The 19,548-nt window shown below is 48.9% G+C and carries 19 protein-coding genes; 6 read left to right on the top strand and 13 right to left on the bottom strand.

Features of this window, described 5'->3' with window-relative positions:
- The first annotated feature begins 72 nt into the window (after window positions 1-72).
- From JS578_07830 to JS578_07805, 6 genes are all read left to right on the top strand, one after another.
- Window positions 73-1,419, top strand: a complete 1,347-nt coding sequence (locus tag JS578_07830) for a hypothetical protein (protein QRX62807.1) — start codon at window positions 73-75, stop codon at window positions 1,417-1,419.
- A gap of 2 nt (window positions 1,420-1,421) precedes the next feature.
- Entirely contained in the window at window positions 1,422-2,108 is a 687-nt protein-coding gene (locus JS578_07825) for a hypothetical protein (protein QRX62806.1), read from the top strand.
- An 18-nt stretch (window positions 2,109-2,126) separates the two neighbouring features.
- Window positions 2,127-2,876 (top strand): isoprenyl transferase, encoded by a 750-nt coding sequence (locus JS578_07820; protein QRX62805.1) that lies wholly within the window; start codon window positions 2,127-2,129, stop codon window positions 2,874-2,876.
- Window positions 2,877-2,928: 52 nt separating this feature from the next.
- Window positions 2,929-5,625 carry an outer membrane protein assembly factor BamA gene (locus JS578_07815; protein QRX62804.1) on the top strand — a complete coding sequence of 899 codons (2,697 nt, stop codon included), beginning with the start codon at window positions 2,929-2,931 and terminating at the stop codon, window positions 5,623-5,625.
- A gap of 159 nt (window positions 5,626-5,784) precedes the next feature.
- Window positions 5,785-6,297: an OmpH family outer membrane protein gene (locus tag JS578_07810; protein ID QRX62803.1), complete on the top strand. Its 513-nt coding sequence runs from the start codon at window positions 5,785-5,787 to the stop codon at window positions 6,295-6,297.
- Window positions 6,298-6,388: 91 nt separating this feature from the next.
- Window positions 6,389-6,874, top strand: coding sequence for an OmpH family outer membrane protein (locus JS578_07805; GenBank protein QRX62802.1), 486 nt, complete (start codon window positions 6,389-6,391; stop codon window positions 6,872-6,874).
- Window positions 6,875-6,950: 76 nt separating this feature from the next.
- On the opposite strand, the gene JS578_07800 is transcribed toward JS578_07805, so the two are convergent.
- From JS578_07800 to lipA, 13 genes are all read right to left on the bottom strand, one after another.
- Window positions 6,951-8,087, bottom strand: coding sequence for a universal stress protein (locus JS578_07800; protein ID QRX62801.1), 1,137 nt, complete (start codon window positions 8,085-8,087; stop codon window positions 6,951-6,953).
- 112 nt (window positions 8,088-8,199) lie between these two features.
- Window positions 8,200-8,496, bottom strand: coding sequence for a DNA-binding protein (locus JS578_07795; GenBank protein ID QRX62800.1), 297 nt, complete (start codon window positions 8,494-8,496; stop codon window positions 8,200-8,202).
- A gap of 132 nt (window positions 8,497-8,628) precedes the next feature.
- Window positions 8,629-9,327 (bottom strand): phosphatase PAP2 family protein, encoded by a 699-nt coding sequence (locus tag JS578_07790; GenBank protein ID QRX62799.1) that lies wholly within the window; start codon window positions 9,325-9,327, stop codon window positions 8,629-8,631.
- A 47-nt stretch (window positions 9,328-9,374) separates the two neighbouring features.
- Complete coding sequence (locus tag JS578_07785; protein ID QRX62798.1) at window positions 9,375-10,172, bottom strand: SH3 domain-containing protein; 798 nt, start codon at window positions 10,170-10,172, stop codon at window positions 9,375-9,377.
- Between the two features lie 44 nt (window positions 10,173-10,216).
- A complete protein-coding gene (locus JS578_07780; protein ID QRX64962.1) occupies window positions 10,217-12,007 on the bottom strand; it encodes a protein BatD in 1,791 nt (596 codons plus the stop codon).
- Between the two features lie 61 nt (window positions 12,008-12,068).
- Window positions 12,069-12,794 carry a tetratricopeptide repeat protein gene (locus tag JS578_07775; GenBank protein QRX62797.1) on the bottom strand — a complete coding sequence of 242 codons (726 nt, stop codon included), beginning with the start codon at window positions 12,792-12,794 and terminating at the stop codon, window positions 12,069-12,071.
- Window positions 12,791-13,813, bottom strand: coding sequence for a VWA domain-containing protein (locus tag JS578_07770; protein ID QRX62796.1), 1,023 nt, complete (start codon window positions 13,811-13,813; stop codon window positions 12,791-12,793). Before JS578_07770 ends, JS578_07775 begins: the two co-directional genes overlap by 4 nt.
- A 62-nt stretch (window positions 13,814-13,875) precedes the next feature.
- A complete protein-coding gene (locus JS578_07765) occupies window positions 13,876-14,859 on the bottom strand; it encodes a VWA domain-containing protein (protein ID QRX64961.1) in 984 nt (327 codons plus the stop codon).
- 12 nt (window positions 14,860-14,871) lie between these two features.
- Entirely contained in the window at window positions 14,872-15,915 is a 1,044-nt protein-coding gene (locus JS578_07760; protein QRX62795.1) for a hypothetical protein, read from the bottom strand.
- 14 nt (window positions 15,916-15,929) lie between these two features.
- Entirely contained in the window at window positions 15,930-16,799 is an 870-nt protein-coding gene (locus JS578_07755) for a DUF58 domain-containing protein (GenBank protein QRX62794.1), read from the bottom strand.
- A 66-nt stretch (window positions 16,800-16,865) separates the two neighbouring features.
- Window positions 16,866-17,861, bottom strand: coding sequence for an AAA family ATPase (locus JS578_07750; protein ID QRX62793.1), 996 nt, complete (start codon window positions 17,859-17,861; stop codon window positions 16,866-16,868).
- Window positions 17,862-17,992: 131 nt separating this feature from the next.
- Window positions 17,993-18,682, bottom strand: a complete 690-nt coding sequence (lipB, locus tag JS578_07745) for a lipoyl(octanoyl) transferase LipB (protein ID QRX62792.1) — start codon at window positions 18,680-18,682, stop codon at window positions 17,993-17,995.
- 5 nt (window positions 18,683-18,687) lie between these two features.
- Window positions 18,688-19,548, bottom strand: a complete 861-nt coding sequence (lipA, locus tag JS578_07740) for a lipoyl synthase (protein QRX62791.1) — start codon at window positions 19,546-19,548, stop codon at window positions 18,688-18,690.

The raw sequence follows: 19,548 nt of genomic DNA, 5'->3' as shown, positions 1-19,548 counted from the left end.
ATATGGTTAAAGCGAAAAATCTTCCTACTTTTGCACTTACTTAAACCTGGTTTACAATATTTTTTGAAACAAATGATATCAAAATATTTCCCCTTGGCATCGGTGCTCGTCATGACCTTGTTGTTCCTCTCCTCTTGCCTGAATTCATCGACTGACAATGTGGAATATTCACCTGATGCACAAATCTATTCCTTTTCACTCTCCTCAAAAACGGACACTACTGATTTGTTGTCTGCAACCCAATTCACCATCGATCAGATCAATGGGAGGATCTTTAACGAGGAGCCGTTGCCCTATCTTTTTCATGTAGACAGCGTTTTGTTGTCGATTAGCGCCTCCAGCCCCTACAATCCTTTTTCACAGGTGATGCTGACTCTTGATGAGGATAGCACCTACCTCTGGCAAGCGTCTGACTCGGTGGCAATCAACCGGCTCAGTTTGATCACTACAACCGCTCCTGATGCGGTTTCGAAAAAAGAATATCGTTTTGAACTGAACATTTACCAGGAAGATCCATACATCCTCACCTGGCAAGAAATGGCCAATGATTATCTGCCTGCTCCTTTCATCTCACAAAGTTCAGTGCTGCTGAACGGTCGGCTCATCACCTACCTTCAGACAAATAACGGAATTGAAGCTGTGATGGCAGAAACCGATGAGAATCTTTTGTGGAACACCCTCAACCTTGTGGGATTACCTTCCACAATCAATCTCACGACCCTTACCACAACAAACAATGGTGTCATCGGGCTGGATAGTCAGACCAATTCTCTCTATCATTCATCGGATGGGATCATCTGGAACAGCCTATTTCCCGACTTGAATGTGCAGGCGATTTATGGCACACTTCCTACCATAGAAGGAGACAAAATGTTGCTTGCCATAGAACAGGGTGAGAAACTCCATTTTGCAGTAACAACCGATTTCACGGATGTGGTGGTGATGAACACTCTTCCCGATAATTTCCCGCTGAGTGATTTTTCTGTAACACAGGTGGAAGACCCTGCATCCTACTCCATCAAGCACCTCTTGCTCGCAGGAGGAATCCCTGCGAACAGCAGTCACAGCAATCTCTTATGGATGCTGCAGCAAAAAGAGGACCAGATCAGTTGGATTTTTTCAAGGGTGCCGGAATCACTCGTGCTGCGGGGTAGCACTCTTTTCTATTATGACAGCAAGCCCTACCTGATGACAGCTACAGCGGAAGGAAACAGCCTCTACCACTCCAGCAATCACGGATTAGATTGGGTCAAAACAGGGGAGAACCAGTCACTTCCGGAACAATTCACAACAAGGACAAATGCATCGGTATCGACCGATGCGGAAAACTATATATGGATATTCGGCGGAATATCTTTACAGGAAACACAAATTGCCGATGTATGGAGGGGTCGCCTCAATAAATTTTCAGGAATGTAAAAATGCGCTCCTTTTGGTTCATCCTCTCCTGCTGGTTCATCTTCTCCACGACACTCCAAGCTCAGGAGTACCGTTATGAGATTGGAGGTGCTGCCGGCACTTCGTTTTACATGGGTGATGCCAACAGGAACAGCCTCTTCAAATATCCTGGCATTGCAGGCGGCTTGCTGATGCGTTACAACATTAGCCTTCACTGGGCTGTGAAAGCGAACATACTGGCAGGCAGAGTCACCGGTAACAGTGACGGTAGCGGCAACAATTTTCCTTACGGAGCCGATCATGCTTTCAGCAGGACCTTTGCCGAGACGGGTGCACAGGTGGAATTTAACTTTCTGCCATACAGTGACGGGATGGGATATCTTCAAACCAGTCGCTACACACCTTATCTGCTGGCCGGCGCAGGTTTGACAGCCGCCTCTGGTGAGCGGTTATTTTTAAACATGAGTATCCCAATAGGTGCCGGAGTGAAGTATAAAATAAAAAACAGGATGAATATCGGAATTGAATTCTCGATGAGAAAGTTGTTCGGTGATGACTTTGATGTGACACGGAATGGCACAGAGCCGGATCTGGAATATCCCTACGGCATTCGGGGTTCTCTTTTGAAGAATCAGGACTGGTATTCGATTACAATGATTTTCCTGACATGGGATTTCGGCTTGCGTCGTGATCCCTGTTGTGGCAACTAACAAAACAACCAACAAGAGATGTCGTTGATTGATAAACTGGATCAAAACCGACTTCCTGCACATATAGCCATTATCATGGATGGTAACGGACGATGGGCTAGAACCAGGGGTCTGGACAGAAGTGAAGGACACAGGGAGGGAGTTGAGGCGATCAGGAGAGTAGTAGAAGCAGCTTCAGCCGCATCGATTCAATACCTGACGTTATATGCGTTCTCTACTGAGAACTGGCATCGTCCTGCAGAAGAGGTGAGTGGATTGATGGATCTGATGGTCTATGCACTGACACGTGAGACGGCAGAGCTGAAAAAGAATGGTGTCCGGATTGTCGCAATCGGGAATCTTGATCGTCTGCCAGACAATGTCAGAAAGATCCTGCAAGATTGCATTCAGGAAACAGCAGGAGGGAAAAAGCTCACTCTTGTGATTGCCCTGAGCTATTCATCGAAATGGGAGTTGACACAGGCTGTGATAAAGATCAATGACGACATTGCGTCAGGGATACTGCGCAAGGAGGATATCTGCGAGGAAACCCTCAGCAACTACCTCACCACCTGCAACCTGCCAGATCCGGACCTGTTGATTCGCACTGGTGGTGAACAGCGCATCAGCAATTTCCTTCTGTGGCAGTCCGCCTACGCCGAGTTCTATTTCACCGAAACATTCTGGCCAGATTTCAATGATGATGAGCTTTTCAAAGCGATCCTTGATTACCAGAAAAGGGAGAGACGGTTTGGTAAGACCAGTGAACAAATTGAACCGGAACAATAATAAATCTACACTGCTCCTGCGGGGAGTAATCGAAAAGAATAATCACACAACAATGTTGAAGAGAACATTCCCATTATTGATACTAGCCATAGCTCTTTCACAGGCAACATTGCCGGCACAACAGAATGACACCATTCCTGAAGGACTGCCTGCAGAACTGAATGTGAACTACACAGCCCCTCCAAAAAAGTACATCATTGCCGATATCGACATTACTGGTGTGGAGGGAACCATGTATGAAGATCAGAAGTTTGTTTTAGTAGGCTTCTCTGGTCTGGCAAAGGGTCAGGAGGTTCAGGTTCCCGGCGAGGAGATCACCGGTGCACTGAAGCGTTTTTGGCGGCAAGGGCTCTTCTCCGATGTCAAGATCCTGCAGAACAAAATCGAGGGCGACAGCGTATGGCTTGAAATCCGACTCACCGACCGGCCAAGAGTAGCCAACATTCGCTACTTGGGCATGAAGAAGAGTGAACAGGACGATATAGAGAAGAAGATCGGCTTTGTGAAAGGTAACCAGATCACCCCTCCTCAGATTGCGCGGGCTGAAACCATCATCAAAAGTTTTTACGATGAAAAGGGGTTTGGTGATGCCGAAGTACGCATTTTTCAACGTCCCGATACTACACAACTGAACCAGGTGGTACTGGAGATCAATGTGGACAAGAAAGAAAAGCTGAAGGTCAACAGCATTTTGATAGAGGGCAATGAAGCTCTCAGCGACAACCAGCTCAAATGGGCGATGAAGAAGACCAATGAGAAAGGGAGGTTACGCAACCTGTTCCGTGCGAAGAAATTTGTGGAGGAACTCTATGAAGAAGATAAAAAGAACCTGATTGGCAAGTACCACGAAAAAGGGTACCGTGACGCTGAGATCACCCGCGACACTGTTTTTAAACACGACGAGAAAACAGTCAACATCGAGATTGCACTTGAGGAGGGACCCTTATATCATATCCGCTCCATAAACTGGGTGGGCAACACACAATATTCGTCCGCGCAGTTGGAGCAGCTGCTCAACATGGCTCCGGGTGATGTATACAACCAGAAGAAATTACAGGAACGACTGATTGTAGATGAAGATGCAGCGGTAAACCTATACCAGAACAACGGTTACCTCTTCTCCAACATCGACCCTGTAGAGATTAACATTGAAAAGGACTCCGTAGATCTTGAATTGCGGGTGATGGAAGGACCCAAGGCAACCATCAAGCGTGTAGTCATCCAGGGCAACGACCGCCTCTATGAGGATGTAATTCGGCGTGAATTACGCACCAAGCCGGGAGCAGTCTTCAGTAAGGAGGACCTCCTTCGTTCGGTTCGTGAGATTGCACAAACAGGCCATTTCGACCCGGAGGCTCTCTCTGCGGACATCTCTGGTGGGATTAATCCCAATCCGGAGGATGGCACAGTAGATATCACTTACCCCCTTACTTCAAAGGGTAACGACCAGATTGAGTTCTCAGCCGGCTGGGGTGTGACAGGTCTGGTAGGCAAGCTGAGCCTGAAACTGAACAACTTCTCACTTCAGAACCTACTCAACCCCTCCATGCACAGGGGTATCATCCCTCAAGGTGAGGGACAGACATTGGTGTTGAGTGCCCAGACTAACGGTCGCTACTACCAATCTTATCAATTCCAGTTCATGGAGCCTTGGTTCGGTGGTAAAAGGCCCAACAACCTCTCCGTAAGTGCATATTACTCGCGATATACAGGTCTCAACAGCGATTATTATTCTCAGAACAGCTACTACAATCCCTACATGTCTGGCTATGGCAGCTATGGCGGATACGGTGGATATGGTGGTTACGGTGGATACGGTGGATACGGAGGATACGGAGGATATGGTGGCGGATACCAGGATATGGCCCAATATGCCTCTGACCCCAATCAGGTGTTTAGCATGTTGGGAGCCTCTCTGGGCTATGGCAAGCGGTTAGACTGGCCTGACGACTACTTCCAGTTCATGGGAGAGTTGGGTTTCCAGCGTTACGGACTGAAAAACTGGGCATGGAATCAGTTCCCCTTTCAGACAGGTGTCAGCAATAGCATTACCCTTGGTTTCACCCTTTCACGTATCTCAACCGACAACCCCATTTATACACGTACCGGGTCTCAATTCACACTAAGTGTAAGTGCTACCCCACCCTTCTCCCTCTGGGATGGGAAGGATTATGATGCACTGGCCTATAACAATCCGGAGAAATATCGCTGGAACGAATACCACAAATGGAAACTGAAGATACGCACCTTTACCCCACTCACCCCCTCTACGGTCACTCGTACACCCGTAATCGCCACCCGGGTAGAGTTTGGTATTCTGGGGCATTACAACAAGAACAAACTTACACCCTTTGAGACCTTCGACGTGGGTGGAGATGGCATGAGTGGTTACACCTCATCGTTTGCTACAGAGAACATTGCCCTGAGGGGTTATGAAAACAACTCCATCGCACAACAGGCACGTGCCTACACCCGTCTGGGCCTTGAGTTACGTTACCCTTTCATTCTTGAGCCCAATTCTACTATCTACGGTGTAGCCTTCCTGGAAGCAGGTAATGCCTGGTATGAGGTTAAAGACCTCAATCCATTCGATCTGAAACGGTCGGCCGGCGTGGGTGCCCGAATATTCCTGCCTATGATCGGGTTGATGGGGATCGACTGGGCCTACGGTTTCGACACTGTCTTTGGCACCGGCAATAGGCAACGAGGTGGCAGTCAGTTCCACTTCATCATTGGTCAGGAATTCTGATAACAAAAGTTGAATTGTCTCATAGAAAAATCACCCCAATGTTGAAAAGGCTATAGAAATTATTTTAACAATTTTTACACAGGCAGGTCTAAACGTTATACCTTAAAAACCGTCTTTATTAGCAGGATCACTTGTATTAAACACCTAAAAAAGAAAAATATGAAACGAGTATTATTGGTTTTCGGGCTATTGATGATGATCTCCATGGGACACAGTTTTGCACAGAAATATGCACTGATTGACATGGAATATATTCTCAAACGCATTCCCACCTACGAAAGCGCCAACAAGCAGTTGGAAGCCATGTCAGAAGAATGGCAAGCCGAAGTAGACAAAGAGGTGGAAAGCGTAAATGCCATGTACAAGAAATACCAGGCCGACATTGCTTTCCTGGCTGGCAGCGAGAAGACCAAACGGGAAAATGAGATCGTGGCCAAAGAGAATGCCATACAGGAACTCCGTAACCAGTACTTCGGGCCACAGGGAGCACTCTTCGAGCAACAAGAGCGACTCATCAAGCCAATCCAGGATAACATCTACGAGGCAATCAAAGAACTGTCCACTGAGCAGGGATATGCCCTTGTGGTGGATCGAGCCTCAGCCACATCGGTGATTTTCGCCTCGCCTTCAATCGATATCAGTGATCTGGTACTCGCCCGGTTAGGCTATTAAAAATAAAAGCTTACCTTTGTAGGCTCTTTGAACACTGCATTATTCATTAAAAATGAGAAATAAAAACATGTTGAAAAAATTATTGATCTGTATGATTGCACTGGCCCCTCTGGCGGCCGTGGCACAGGATGTGAAAATCGCGTACGTAAACGCACAGGAGATCTTCTCCGCCATGCCGGAATTGGCCGGAATCGAAACCCAATTGAGCACAAAACAGGAAGAGATCTCCAAGAACGGTCAGGCTCTGGTAGATGAATTCAACAAGAAAGCGGAGGAGTTTGACAAGAACAAGGCCACATCCGACGCTGTACTGCAGGATCAGCAGCAGCAACTGGCCCAGATCCAGGAACGCTATCAGGTCTATCTGCAGAACAGCCAGCAGGAGATGCAGCAAATGCAACAACAGTTATTGGAACCGGTGAACAAGAAGATTGCCGATGCAATCAAAGCAGTAGGTGATCAAAACAGTTACACCTTTGTCTTTGATGTCTCCACCATGCAATCTCCCATTGTTTATGTGAGCCCTACAGCAGTAAACATCACCCCCCAGGTGAAAAGTAAACTGGGTATACAGTAAAAGCTGTAGTAGCTTACCGCACTAAAAAATGGGCCCCTTATAACGGAGGCCCATTTTTTTATTGTAGCAAACGTTGTTACAACCCCTTAATCACCAGCAAGGGAGTGTCGGAGTGGAACAACATGCGACGTGCAATGCCGGGATTAAACATTCGTGCGAATATATTCCTCCGGGAGCTTGAAAGAGAAATCAAATCAATCTGATGTTCTTTCACAAAACTCTCAAGTGATTCCTCAAGTCCCATGTTCTGGTCAATCAAGCGATACTCTGTCTCCAAGTGGGGATATAGCTCAGCGAACCGCTTCTGAATGCCTGACAGCTTGATCTCGTTCCAAACATCCTCTTTTTTTGCGATGTGTGCCAGGTAAATCTTCACCTGATAGGGTTTTAGAAACTGCATCATGATATCGAACGCCTTAAACTCACGTTCCTGAAAATTAGTCAGGAAGACGATGTGCTTCATCTCTGCCACTCCTTGCACCTGCGTGCCTTCCGGTATGGCGAATACCGGTGTGTGGCATCCATCCATCACCTCAGCGGTAACACTGCCAATCAGATCCATCTCTTTGGCATTTCGACCCCGGGTGCCCATGACGATTGCTGTAGGTCTGAACTTCTTAGAGTATGAGATGATCTCCTCTTCAGGGAGACCCTCTACCAGGAGTGTCTGAAACGGCACATCCGGCAGAATACCGGTTTCAACCTGCTTTTTGATCTTATCAACCAGATGATTCATCTCTTTCTCCGTTTTGCTCTTCACATCCAGATAAATGCTTTTATCCGCCGGTTGTATGGTGAAAGAGTCACCAAAAGGAACAGATGCAGGATAAAAAGGAGTGAAGAAGGCATGCATCAGCTTCACCTCACATTCGAGATCACGGGCCAGTCGAAAGGCAAAAGCACAAGTGGTAAGTGAATAATCGGAGAAATCGACCGGAACAAGAATCTCTTTTTTGGTCTCCTTTTTTATCGCTTTGACATCTTGTTCGCTGAAATCGAGCTCTTCAATGATCCGCAGCGCACGCGGCAAATCGCTCTCATTGATTCTCACCCGCACATTGCCGGGAATCACCGGCTCAATCATCCTGACACCGTGGATCACAGCCGGGATCCCTTCCGACTCTAGAATTGTCTTCAGAATATGGGCTTTTTCATAGGTATGAATGGCCACAGTGACCATTTTCTCTTCGTGATTTTTGTGATCTTTATCCATACTGTAATCAATTGAGACATGTGCAGCCGAGAGCCGCAGATGTCAGTGAGTTGTACAAAAAAACCCAATCACATGTTTTCAATCAAACGGTCATTGGGTTTTATGTGATATTTTACTCTTCCTCTTCTGTCACCTCGGGTTGGTGTTCTGGTTCGGGGTAACTTTCCAGCCCCAGGATCTTGAGGGCCTTGTCGAAAATGGTGGTATCGTCCAGTACAACTATACCACCATTTGGTCCCGGCTCAATATGTATCCCCACACTTTTGCCTTCCTTAAAATTGTATCCGCCAAAATAGTTGCGCACGGTTTCGGGTTTCATTTCCAGTTCTGCGGCTATTTGGTGGATACTACCATCAGGGAGTTTGTCTTTCAGTTCTCTCAGCTCATTAAAGGTAATTGTTCTTGCCATGGCTTTTTATTTTAGTTGATAATTCCGTAACAAATTTATTTGATGCCTTAAACTTACGGAAAAAAAAAGAGATTCCAAACTTTTTCCTCAAAATCTTTGTAAAAAGAGGAGTAAACGGCCAGGCTTAATTTTTCAGTGTGGCAGAGATGCCATCAGGGGGCTGAATAGAGTCAACAGAAAGATGTAGGCAAGGATGAACATAGCCAGCCAATTGCCCTGCTTTCTGTTGTAAAGTGTTCCGGCTGACAGATCTTGAGTTGCAGGCAGTCGGCTTAACAGAAGCATCATCAGCCGATAGAGCAGAAAAGCCAACAATGAACCGGCCAACATACCCGCCACAATATCTGAGATGAAGTGTACACCCAGATAAATACGGGTGTAGCTGTTGAGTAACGCCCAGCTGAGTGCTGCAAGCGTTACACCACGATGACGAAAGAGCAGTGAGAGGAAGACGGCCAGTCCGAAGCTGTTGGTGGCATGTCCTGAGATGAATCCGTACCTGCCTCCACGATAGCCGTTGACGATATCCACAAGCTCTTTAAAATCGGGATGGTGTGTGGGACGAAAGCGCTCAAAAAAAGGCTTGCAGAAACCAGATGAGAGTTGATCACTCAGCACGAACACCAGGATGAAGAAGAGGGTGACAAGCAACGCTTGCTTGCGTGGTGTCCTGTAAAAGAAGAGGAATAGAATTGCCAGAAAGAGCGGGATCCAGACAAAACGGCCGCTCACGGTCCACATCCAGTCATCCAGGAAGGAGGAGTCACTTCCGTTCAACAGAAAAAAGAGATCTCTTTCCAGGGGTATTAAGTTCTCGATTGCCTCTTTCATACAGTCAGCTATTATTCGGTATTGGACAGATGACAGTTGCCATAATGTCAAATTACCTCCACATTTTTTTGCTCTGTCCAGCCAACGCTGCCGTTGGCAATTTCTACCTCATACCAGTTCCCGTCACTATTTCTGATGCTCACCTTCGTCCCCTCGTGCAGTTCAAACAGACGGTTGCTGTTCATATCGGGAGAAGCGTTCACAGCTGCAGCACCCACCATTACGATGGCTTCGTTTCGTTGCGTACGCTCTCTTTTCTGGCTGAAAGCGAAGGAGGTGGTAACAATTATCAGCAGGAGAAACAGAATACCGCTGTAAAATGCGGTTTTTCTTGCCCATAATAAACGTAAGAAAAGGAAGAGGGCAACACAAGAGAGAAACAGCAAATAGAAGATGAGACTTATCACTGCCCAACGGTTGGAGCTGTTAAGGTCTCTCACCGACTTGAACCAATCTTGCAGGAAGAAGATACCGACATGTTCAATACGATCTTCCGTCATGTTTTGTGCAAAACGTAGGTTGTGACGAATGTCGCCATTACCGGGTTCAAGAAGGTAGGCCCGCTCATAATTCAGGATGGCTTTTGCCAATTGGTTATCCCTGAAATAGGCATTCCCAAGGTTGTAGTACAGCGTTGCCGACTCACTGTTCCGGGCAAGTGCCTCTTTCACCAGCAATTCATACTGTTGAATGCTTTTGCGGAAATCTCCTGCCCTGTATGCCTCTGCTGCTTCCTCCACCGCAGAAACAGATCTCTGTTCCATTGCTGTGGCAGCGCTATCAAGCGGTTGCTGTGGTGTGGCAATGTTCTCCTGGGCAGATATCTTGGTCAAGGGTAGACACATCAACAAGAGGCTGAGGCCCATCAAATGAAATAAGTTAAGCCGCATCATTTTGATTTCTTTAATCTGTTTTCCATTTCTCCAATTGCATCCAGTGTATCCTGATAAAGTTTATCCATGGCAGCATCCCCTTCTGAAGGTGCGTAGCGTGCAAATTCACAACTGTCCAGGATTTGCAGGAAGCGGTCTGTAAGCTGCCCGGAGATACCATAACTCCTCAACTCAGTCTCCACATTGTCACGCGAAAGACGTGCCACCGGTATGGAGAGCTTGTCACTGAAGTAGCCCCAAAGGGCACGCAGCAATTCTTCATAGAAGTTTTCACGCTGCTGCCCCCTGAGATACTGCTCTGCTTTTTTCAGTCGCTTAAAAGCGATCTTGTTGGCTTTGCGGTTACGCATCAGCACCACATTGGCATTCTCTCGTACCTGTTTGCGATAAATCAGGTACAACGTGATAAGCAGGAGCAGCGGGAGTAGGATCCATAGCCAGTAGCCTGTTGAACCGACAAAGAAGCTGTCTTTCCGCTGGTAGTTGGGGTCACCGGTAATCAGGAAGCGAATATCCTGTTCTACCTTCACATCCTGACGGTTCACGAAAGCTGTCGCAGGAGCAGAACCGGGTTCTCCTTTTGCAATATTCAATTGATATTCAGGAGTGGTCAATCTTTTGTAACTGCCACTTCGGGGATCAAAGTAGGTGAATTCAACAGGGGGGATGTTGTATGTCCCCTCGTAACGTGGAATGACCATATACTCAATCCGACGCATCCCCGTGAGACCGTTCGTGGTTGCGTTAACGATGTTGTCCACCTTTGGGTCGTACTGTTCGAAATTATCAGGGAAAGGGATCTCAGGGTTTCGTATCAGCTTCAGATTACCGGTACCCGATATCTCAAGTTGCAGCGTGATCGCCTCATTTGCCCTGGTTTCTGTTTTACTGAGCACAGGCTTCAGGGTGAAGCTGCCCACAGCATTGGCATAGTTAACCGGTTTAGGCTCCGGCAGCGGTTTCACATCAATGTCAAGCGGATTGGTCCTCAATGCTTTCTTCACATCCACCATCATCTCCTGCGGACCAAAGAAGGAGGACACCTTCTTACCGGAAGGCACCGAGAAGACCATCTCCAGACTGCCTGAGGGAATGGTAATCTTTCCGGGACGTTGTGGAAAAAGTAGTGTCTTGCGCAAATCGGCGGTATAGTAGTTTCTGCCGTTGTATCGTTCCATCTCCAACTGTTTGTTCACCGGCAGATCGATCTCCTCCACCATAAATCCCTCAAACTCCGGAAACTGGATCTTTCCGAAATTGACCACGTTCAGGGTAGTGTACAACCGAAAAGTTACGGTGAAACCCTCCTGTTCATACAGATTGCTCTTAGAAACTATCGCCCTGATAAAGGCATCGCGCTCGGAAACTGTTGCACTTCCGCTGGCTCTCTCCGGTTGGCGATCACCACCTGGCGAAGAATCAGCCACAGTCTCATCAGGCGGCAACACTTTTATTTGCAGGCTGTTCGACTGATAGTTACTGCGATCCACGGTGATAGATGCAGCCGGGATGGTGTAGCTGCCAGCTTTACTCGCCATCAGGATATAGGTGTAGGTCACCGACATCTCAGATGTGCTTTTCCCGTTAATGATGCTTTGGCTGTAACTGGTGGAGGTGCTGGGTCCGAAAAGCAACTCTAATCCCTTTAGTTCGGGCAGTCGCAGATCACGGCCCTCCTTGTTGAGGTGATAACTAAGCCTGAACTGTTCCCCTTCAACCACTGTAGCCGGGGCAGTTGCCTTGAAAGTAACCTGCGCCACACTCAATGGGGCGTTGGAGGCAAGCATTCCAAAAAGTAAGATAAGAATGAACTCTATATTTTTCTTCTGTTTCATCTGTTTTGCAACGCTACCAGTTTCTGTTGTTACGTCTGTTATCTTCCGCTTTCTGCTCTCTCTCCTGAGCCTTGATCTGCTGTACCTTCTCCTGTGTCTGTTGCTCATCCTGCTCGATGGCCTGAAGCAATTGACGGGCATTTTCGCGTGACATTTGTTCCGGTTGCTCGGGTTGTTCCGCCCGCTGTTCCTGTTGATCCTGCTGATTCTGTTCCTGTTCCTGATCTTGATCCTGATCCTGTTGTTGTTCCTGTTCTTGATCATCCTGATTCTGATCCTGTTGATCCTGCTGGTCCTGAATCATCTTTTGCACCACCGCCAGGTTGTAACGCGACTCATCGTCTTGTGGATTGAGCCGAAGTGCCATCTTATAGGCTTCCATGGATTGCTGCAGCTCTTTCTTCTGTAACAGCGTATTGCCGATGTTGTGCCACCCCGCTGATGCCTCTTCCGGGTTCTCCTGTTCCAAACCTACAAAATGCTGATACTGTTCTGTAGCTTTGTCCCACTCCTTCTGTCGATAAAAGGTATTGCCCAGGTTGAAGATGGCCTCCTTTGATTCCGGATTCTCCTCTGCCGCCTTCCCATAAAAGCCGGCTGCATCAGAGTACTTCTGCTGTTCATACTGCTTGTTCCCTTTTCGGATGTTTTTCCTGACATCTTTCTGCGCAAACAGCGAGAAGGGAAGAGATGCCGTTATCAGAAAAAAAAGGGCTTTTATGATTACTGTTCGTCTCATCTGAATAACCTCACGTTTCTGAACAATCTATTTTTCTTGTCGTAAATGAGCACCTCCACCAAGAGGATAATCAACATCACCCACCCAAGCAAGGGGAATTGCTCGTCATATTCGGAATAGGAAAGCGAAGCGGTGCGTGTCGTTTCCAACTCATCCAAATGTACTTCCAGTGCTCGGATGGCCCTGTTCGAGTTATCGGCGCGAACATAAAGACCTCCACCAAGGCGGGCAATCTCCATCGCCATCTCCTCGTTCAGTCGTGAGACCACAACGTTTCCTTCACTGTCGGCAAGATAATTGCTGTTATTGTCTCCGCCAGGAAGAGGAGAGCCCTCGGGAGAACCAACTCCCAACACGTTGATCATCACTCCCGCCTCGGCAGCCTTGGCAGCCTGTTCAGCAGCGTTACCTTCATGATCCTCTCCGTCGGTGATGATCACCATCGCACGGCTCACCTCTTCATCCGCAGAGAAGGAGGTCATGCCCAGGCTGATGGCTTGTGCGATAGCGGTACCCTGAACCGGTACAAGCGAAGGATCGATTGTATTGAGAAAGATCTTTGCCGACTGTGTGTCGGAAGTGAGGGGCATCTGGACATATGCCTCCCCCGCGAAGACAATCAGTGCCACCTTGTCGTTCCGGCGCACGTCGATGAGGCGAGAGAGAATCTGGCGTGCCCGACTCAACCGGTCTGGTGAGAGGTCCTTGGCAAGCATCGAATTGGAAACATCAATGGCGATCACAAGCTCGATGCCCTCCTTCTCAACGGTCTCCACCTTGGTGCCGAACTGCGGGCGGGCAACCAGTAAGATACCGGTACAGAGGGCGGCGAAAATGAACCAAAATTTCAGGTATGAGCGTTTCAGCGAGAGCTCGGGCATCATCAATCTGAGCGTGTTGAGACTTCCCATCTTCTGGACATCTTTTCGCTTCCTGATGTTCAGATAGAGGTAAACAGCCAGCAACAGAGGCATGGCAGCAAATAGCCACAGATATTCCGGATTTCCGAATCTAAACATTCTATTTACACTTCTCTTGTTTCATTCATACTCAATCATTCCTGCTGCCGTCACTTGAATGGTCACGGTATGCTTCTCAACCAGGTACGTCTTAACAGTAGTTCCAGCAAAATCAATGCCAGGGCAATCAGTGCCCAGGGAAGGAACAACTCCTGTCGCCTCGTCACATTCTGAACACTGGTCAGGTACTTCTCCATCTCGTCGATCTCGCTGTATACCTGACGCAGTCCTTCGGTATCCTGTGCTCGGAAGTATTGGCCGCCGGTCATGGCTGCAATCTCAGTGAGCGTCTCCTCATCGATGTCTACCGGCATGTTCTGCATACGGATACCATAGGGAGTGTTGACTGGTGTGGGGGCCATTCCCTTGGTGCCGACACCCACCGTGTAGACCCTAATCCCGTAAGAGCGTGCCAGGTCGGCTGCCGTAAGCGGTGCAATCTGACCTCTGTTATTGGTGCCGTCGGTAAGCAGGATCACCACCTTCGACTGCGACTGGCTTTCCTTAAGTCGGTTCACCGAAGTGGCCAGTCCGAGACCGATGGCAGTGCCGTCGTCGATCATGCCGAAGTTAATCTCGTTGAGCAGGTTCAGTAACACCTTGTGGTCGGTGGTGAGCGGACATTGTGTGAAACTCTCTCCCGCGAAGATCACCAGTCCGATGTTGTCGTTGCTGCGATCGGTGATAAACTCGGCAGCCACCTTCCTGGCAGCCTGCAGTCGGTCTGGCTGCAAATCCTGCGCCAGCATGGAGCCGGAGACGTCGAGTGCCATCACAATATCGATCCCCTGTGTTTCTGACTCTTCCCAGCTGCTTACCGACTGGGGACGAGCAATGACCACAATCACCAGCGTTATAGAGAGGAGCCGAAGAACGAAGGGGAAGTGTCGCATATAGACCCTGAAACCGGGTTTCATGCCTTTGAAAGCATTTGCCGAGGCAAGCCTGAAGGAGGCCTGCGCCTTTGAAAGGCGCACCACGTACCAGGCCGTCAGCGGTATTAGCAACAGCAGCAGATAGAGATATTCAGGATGCAAAAATTCCATGTCCATTCACTCTTATTCGATTTCCGAATATGCACTGCCCGCTTTTCCTCCATTCTGTTTCGGATCGGGCAGGAGCTCATCTTCTTTTGTCTGATTCACGAAGAAATAGGCATTCACCATGCTCAGATCGTTCTCATCAGGATAGGGCTTGTATTTGGCAAACTTCACCAGGTCGGCGGTAGTGAGAATCTGCTTGAGGTTGTCATATATGGAGTCGGTTTCAGCCACCTTGCGTATAGATCGCAGTATCTCCCCGGATGTCATCTCCATGGCTTGTATCCCTTCCCTTTCCCAAATGTAGGATCTCAGGATATCAGTCAGCCGGCTGTAGAACTCTTTCTCCCGTCCCTGCAACCATATCTTCTCCTGTTTGAGCTTGTCGAGCTCCCTCACGGCGCGAACGTGTGCAGGGAGTATCTCGGGGGGCTTGAAGAAATAACCTTTTCTCTTTTTCCGCAGCACCAGGTATATTGCCAGGCCTATCAATGCCAGCAACAGCATTACACCCATAAGGATCCACAACAACCAAAGATAATCGGTCCAGACGAATGGGGCTTTGCGGACTGCCTTTATATCGTTGAGCTGCAACTGATCGAAATCTATGGAGTCAGTCTCACCCTTGTTTATTCGCTCCAGGTAGGCCAGCGTAGAGTCAGAGAGCTGAGGTGAAGTCACCTTCAGTCCGAACGAGTTGGAGAGGATGGTATCCTTCCCGTCGAAGATGGGAATGTGGGAAACATGATAGAGAGTAGAGTCGAATGAGGTGATCAGGTAGCGGAAATTGAGCGTCATCACGTTGTTCTCGATGGTGGTGTCCGGTGGCAACATGGCAATCACCTCTATTCCGGGAATGATCTCTTTCTCATACACCGGGAAATGAATGGTTTTCTCTTTGGGTGTGATCACTTTCAGATTAATCACCGCCTGCTCCCCGATCAGGATCTCGGAGGGTTGCACGGTGGCATGCACAGATGCACGCTGGGCTTGGAGCCCTCCCCCCAGCAAGAAGGAGAGCGATGCAAGTAACACTTTGAGCACCCATCCGTTATGTCTCATCTTTGTATCCAAATCTATCTTCTTTGTTGGAGTAGTTGCAACAACGACTTCACATAATCACTCTCGGTGGAAACTGAGACACTGTCCACCCCGCTTTGACGGGTGGCAGTTATCATCTTCTCCTGCAGCCTGTTCCACCAGCTGCGGTATTGTACTTGCACCCGTTTCGACGAACTGTCGATCCACTGTTCACCACCTGTCTCAGGATCCCATACCTTCATCAGTCCCACCGGTTGGAGGGCAGTGCTTAATTGGTCATACACCTGAATGGCCATCAGGTCATGCTTACGGCTGGCAATCTGCATCGCTTTCTGGTAGTCATCTGTATCAATGAAGTCAGAAATCAGAAAGGCAGTGCTTCGCTTCTTGATGGCATTGGTCATGTAACGCAACGCCATGTTGAGGTCTGTACCGTTGCTCTCGGGTGTGAAACCCAGGATCTCCCGAATGATGAAGAGGATATGTTTCCTTCCCTTCTGTGGTGGGATAAACTTCTCCACCTTATCGGTGAAGAAGATCACGCCTATCTTGTCGTTATTCTGTATCGCCGAGAAGGCGAGTGTGGCAGCTATCTCCGCCACCATGTCACGTTTAAGTATTGACCGAGACCCGAAGCCGAGACTTTCTGACATATCAATCATCAACATCACCGTTAGCTCACGTTCCTCTTCAAAGATCTTGATGTAGGGACGGTTGTAACGAGCGGTCACATTCCAGTCGATGTCGCGCATATCGTCACCGTAACGATACTCCCTCACCTCTGAAAAAGCCATACCACGTCCCTTAAAAGCAGAATGGTACTCACCTGCGAAGATGTTTCGCGAGAGACCCCTTGCTTTTATCTCGATGTGGCGTACTTTCTTGATCAGGTCGGTTGCTTCCATATAGAATTGCAGTTTCTCTGGATGTTACAGCGTTGAGTGAATCATCTCTGTTCTGCTTCCTGCCGATCAGGGTACCTCCACCTTGTTGAGTATCTCGCTGACAATCTCCTCGCTGGTCATGTTGTTGGCTTCTGCTTCATAGGTGAGCCCAATTCGATGGCGCAGCACGTCGTGACAAACAGCCCGTATATCTTCGGGAATCACGTAGCCGCGACGCTTGATAAAGGCAAAGGCACGTGCGGCCAATGCCAGGTTGATTGAAGCACGGGGTGAGGCACCGAAACCTATCATGTCTTTGAGGTGTGCCATACCGTACTGATCGGGGAAACGGGTCGCAAAAACAATGTCGACAATATATTTGCTGATCTTCTCATCAATGTATACCTCTCGCACCACCTTGCGAGCTTCCAGGATCTCCTGGGTAGTAATGACCGGCTTGTCGGTGGTTACAGGCTCAAAGATGTTCTGCCGGATGATCTGTTTTTCTTCCTCACGTGACGGGTAACTGATCACTACTTTCAACATAAAACGGTCTACTTGAGCTTCAGGTAGCGGATAGGTTCCTTCCTGCTCAATAGGGTTCTGGGTAGCCATCACCAGAAAGGGACTGGGGAGGGAGTAGGTCTCCTCGCCAATGGTCACCTGCCGCTCCTGCATTGCTTCCAGAAGGGCACTCTGCACCTTGGCGGGGGCTCTGTTGATCTCATCGGCCAGCACAAAATTGGCGAAGATGGGACCATGTTTCACCTGGAACTCCTCCTTGCGTTGACTGTAAATCATGGTGCCCACCACATCGGCCGGCAAGAGGTCGGGTGTAAACTGAATGCGGCTGTAGTCGGCATCGATCAGCTGCGACAGCGTTTTGATGGCCAACGTTTTGGCGAGACCCGGCACTCCTTCAAGCAGGATATGACCGTCGGAGAGAAGTCCGATCAGCAGTGATTCCACCAGATGCTTCTGCCCCACAATCACCCGGTTCATGCCGGTGACAAGTGTCTGCACGAAAACACTCTTCTGTTCAATTCTATCGTTTAGCTCTTTGATATCGACAACTTGGCTCATTTTGTTGATTGTTAAAAATTGGTTCTCAGGATATGGGATACAAAAATAGAAATGTTAAATCGGTTTTCGGTGGAATCGCAGTTAAAAATGTTTAAGTGCCAGGGCATTCTCAACACACTCTCCATCTCAGATCAGCGTTCTGTGAGTTCCATGCCGAACAACTCCTGGAAAGCATGTTTCATGCCTTCGGAGACCTCTTTTAAGTCGACCTCCCGCCCCAGCTCCTTTTGCATGGAGGTGACCCCTCGGTCGGTGAATCCACAGGGATTGATGAAGTTGAAGTAGGCGAGGTCACTGTTGATGTTGAGTGCCAGGCCGTGCATGGTGACAAAGCGGCTGGCACGAACCCCGATGGCGCAGATCTTTCGTGCCCGCTGAGGATCATCCGGATCAATCCAGACACCCATTGCTTTTTCATCTTTCACACCCCGTATCCCATAGGGCCTCAGCGTCTCTATCACCACATCCTCAAGCAGGGAGATGTATCGCTTGATGCCAATGCCGAAAGCTTCCAGGTCGATGATCGGATATGCCACCAACTGACCGGGACCATGATAGGTGATGTCACCCCCCCGGTCTATCTCATGCAGGTCTATTTGCCTGCTCTCGCATACCTGCCGAGTAATCAGCAGGTTCTGCCGGTCACCGCTCTTGCCCAGGGTGTAAACATGTTCATGCTCACAGAAGAGCAGATACTGCTCTTTCTCCCTCTTCTGCTCCTGCTTGTCGCGGATCACCCCTTCAAACAACATCGCCTGGTACTCCCAGGCCTCCTTGTAGCGAATGCGCCCCAGATCTTCAAAAATCACTTTTCTGCTCATCACTCTCACACATGTTTTTCTGCATGATAGGAGGAGCGTACCAGCGGGCCGCTCTCCACGAAACGAAATCCTTTCTCGAGTGCCACCTCCCTATAACGTGCAAACTGCTCCGGTGAGACATATTCCTTAACCGCCAAGTGCCTGCGCGTGGGTTGCAAATACTGCCCCACGGTGAGTACGCTACACCCTACCGCCAGCAGGTCGTCCATCGTCTCGTAAATCTCCTCTTCTGTTTCTCCAAGGCCCACCATCACACCCGACTTGGCCCTCACCTTGCCGCTGGCGGCGATGATCCCGAGGGTTTTGAGGCTCACCTCATACTTTGCACGGCTACGTACCTTGGGGGTCAACCGCCGCACCGTCTCCATGTTGTGCGACACGATGTTGGGACCGGCATCGATAACCTTGCGAATCAGATCCTCCTGACCGTTAAAATCAGGTATCAGGGTCTCAATGGTCACCTGAGGACAGCGCTCCTTGATTCGTCTTACAGTACGCGACCAGATCTCGGCCCCCCCGTCCTCCAGATCATCACGGTCGACACTGGTGAGCACCACATGGCGCAGGTTCATCTGTTCGATGGTGTCGGCCAGCCGTGCCGGTTCATCCCAGTCCACACCCAGCGGTGTGCCGGTCTTCACATTACAGAAGCGACAGGATCGGGTACAAACCTCTCCCAGGATCATGAAGGTGGCGGTACCTCTTCCCCAGCATTCTGCCATGTTGGGACATTTTCCGCTCACACAGATTGTGTGCAGTTTCTTCCTGGCGATGATCTCCTTCACATCGAGGTATTGTTTGCCCTGCGGCAAAGATATTTTCAGCCATTCAGGCTTGCGTTGCATTGTTTCAGTTTTTTTCTCCAT

The sequence above is a fragment of the Dysgonomonadaceae bacterium zrk40 genome (assembly GCA_016916535.1).
Classification (GTDB): domain Bacteria; phylum Bacteroidota; class Bacteroidia; order Bacteroidales; family Dysgonomonadaceae; genus Proteiniphilum.
The sequence above is the reverse complement of the archived record's forward strand: the minus strand, read 5'-3'. Positions and strand labels throughout refer to the sequence as shown.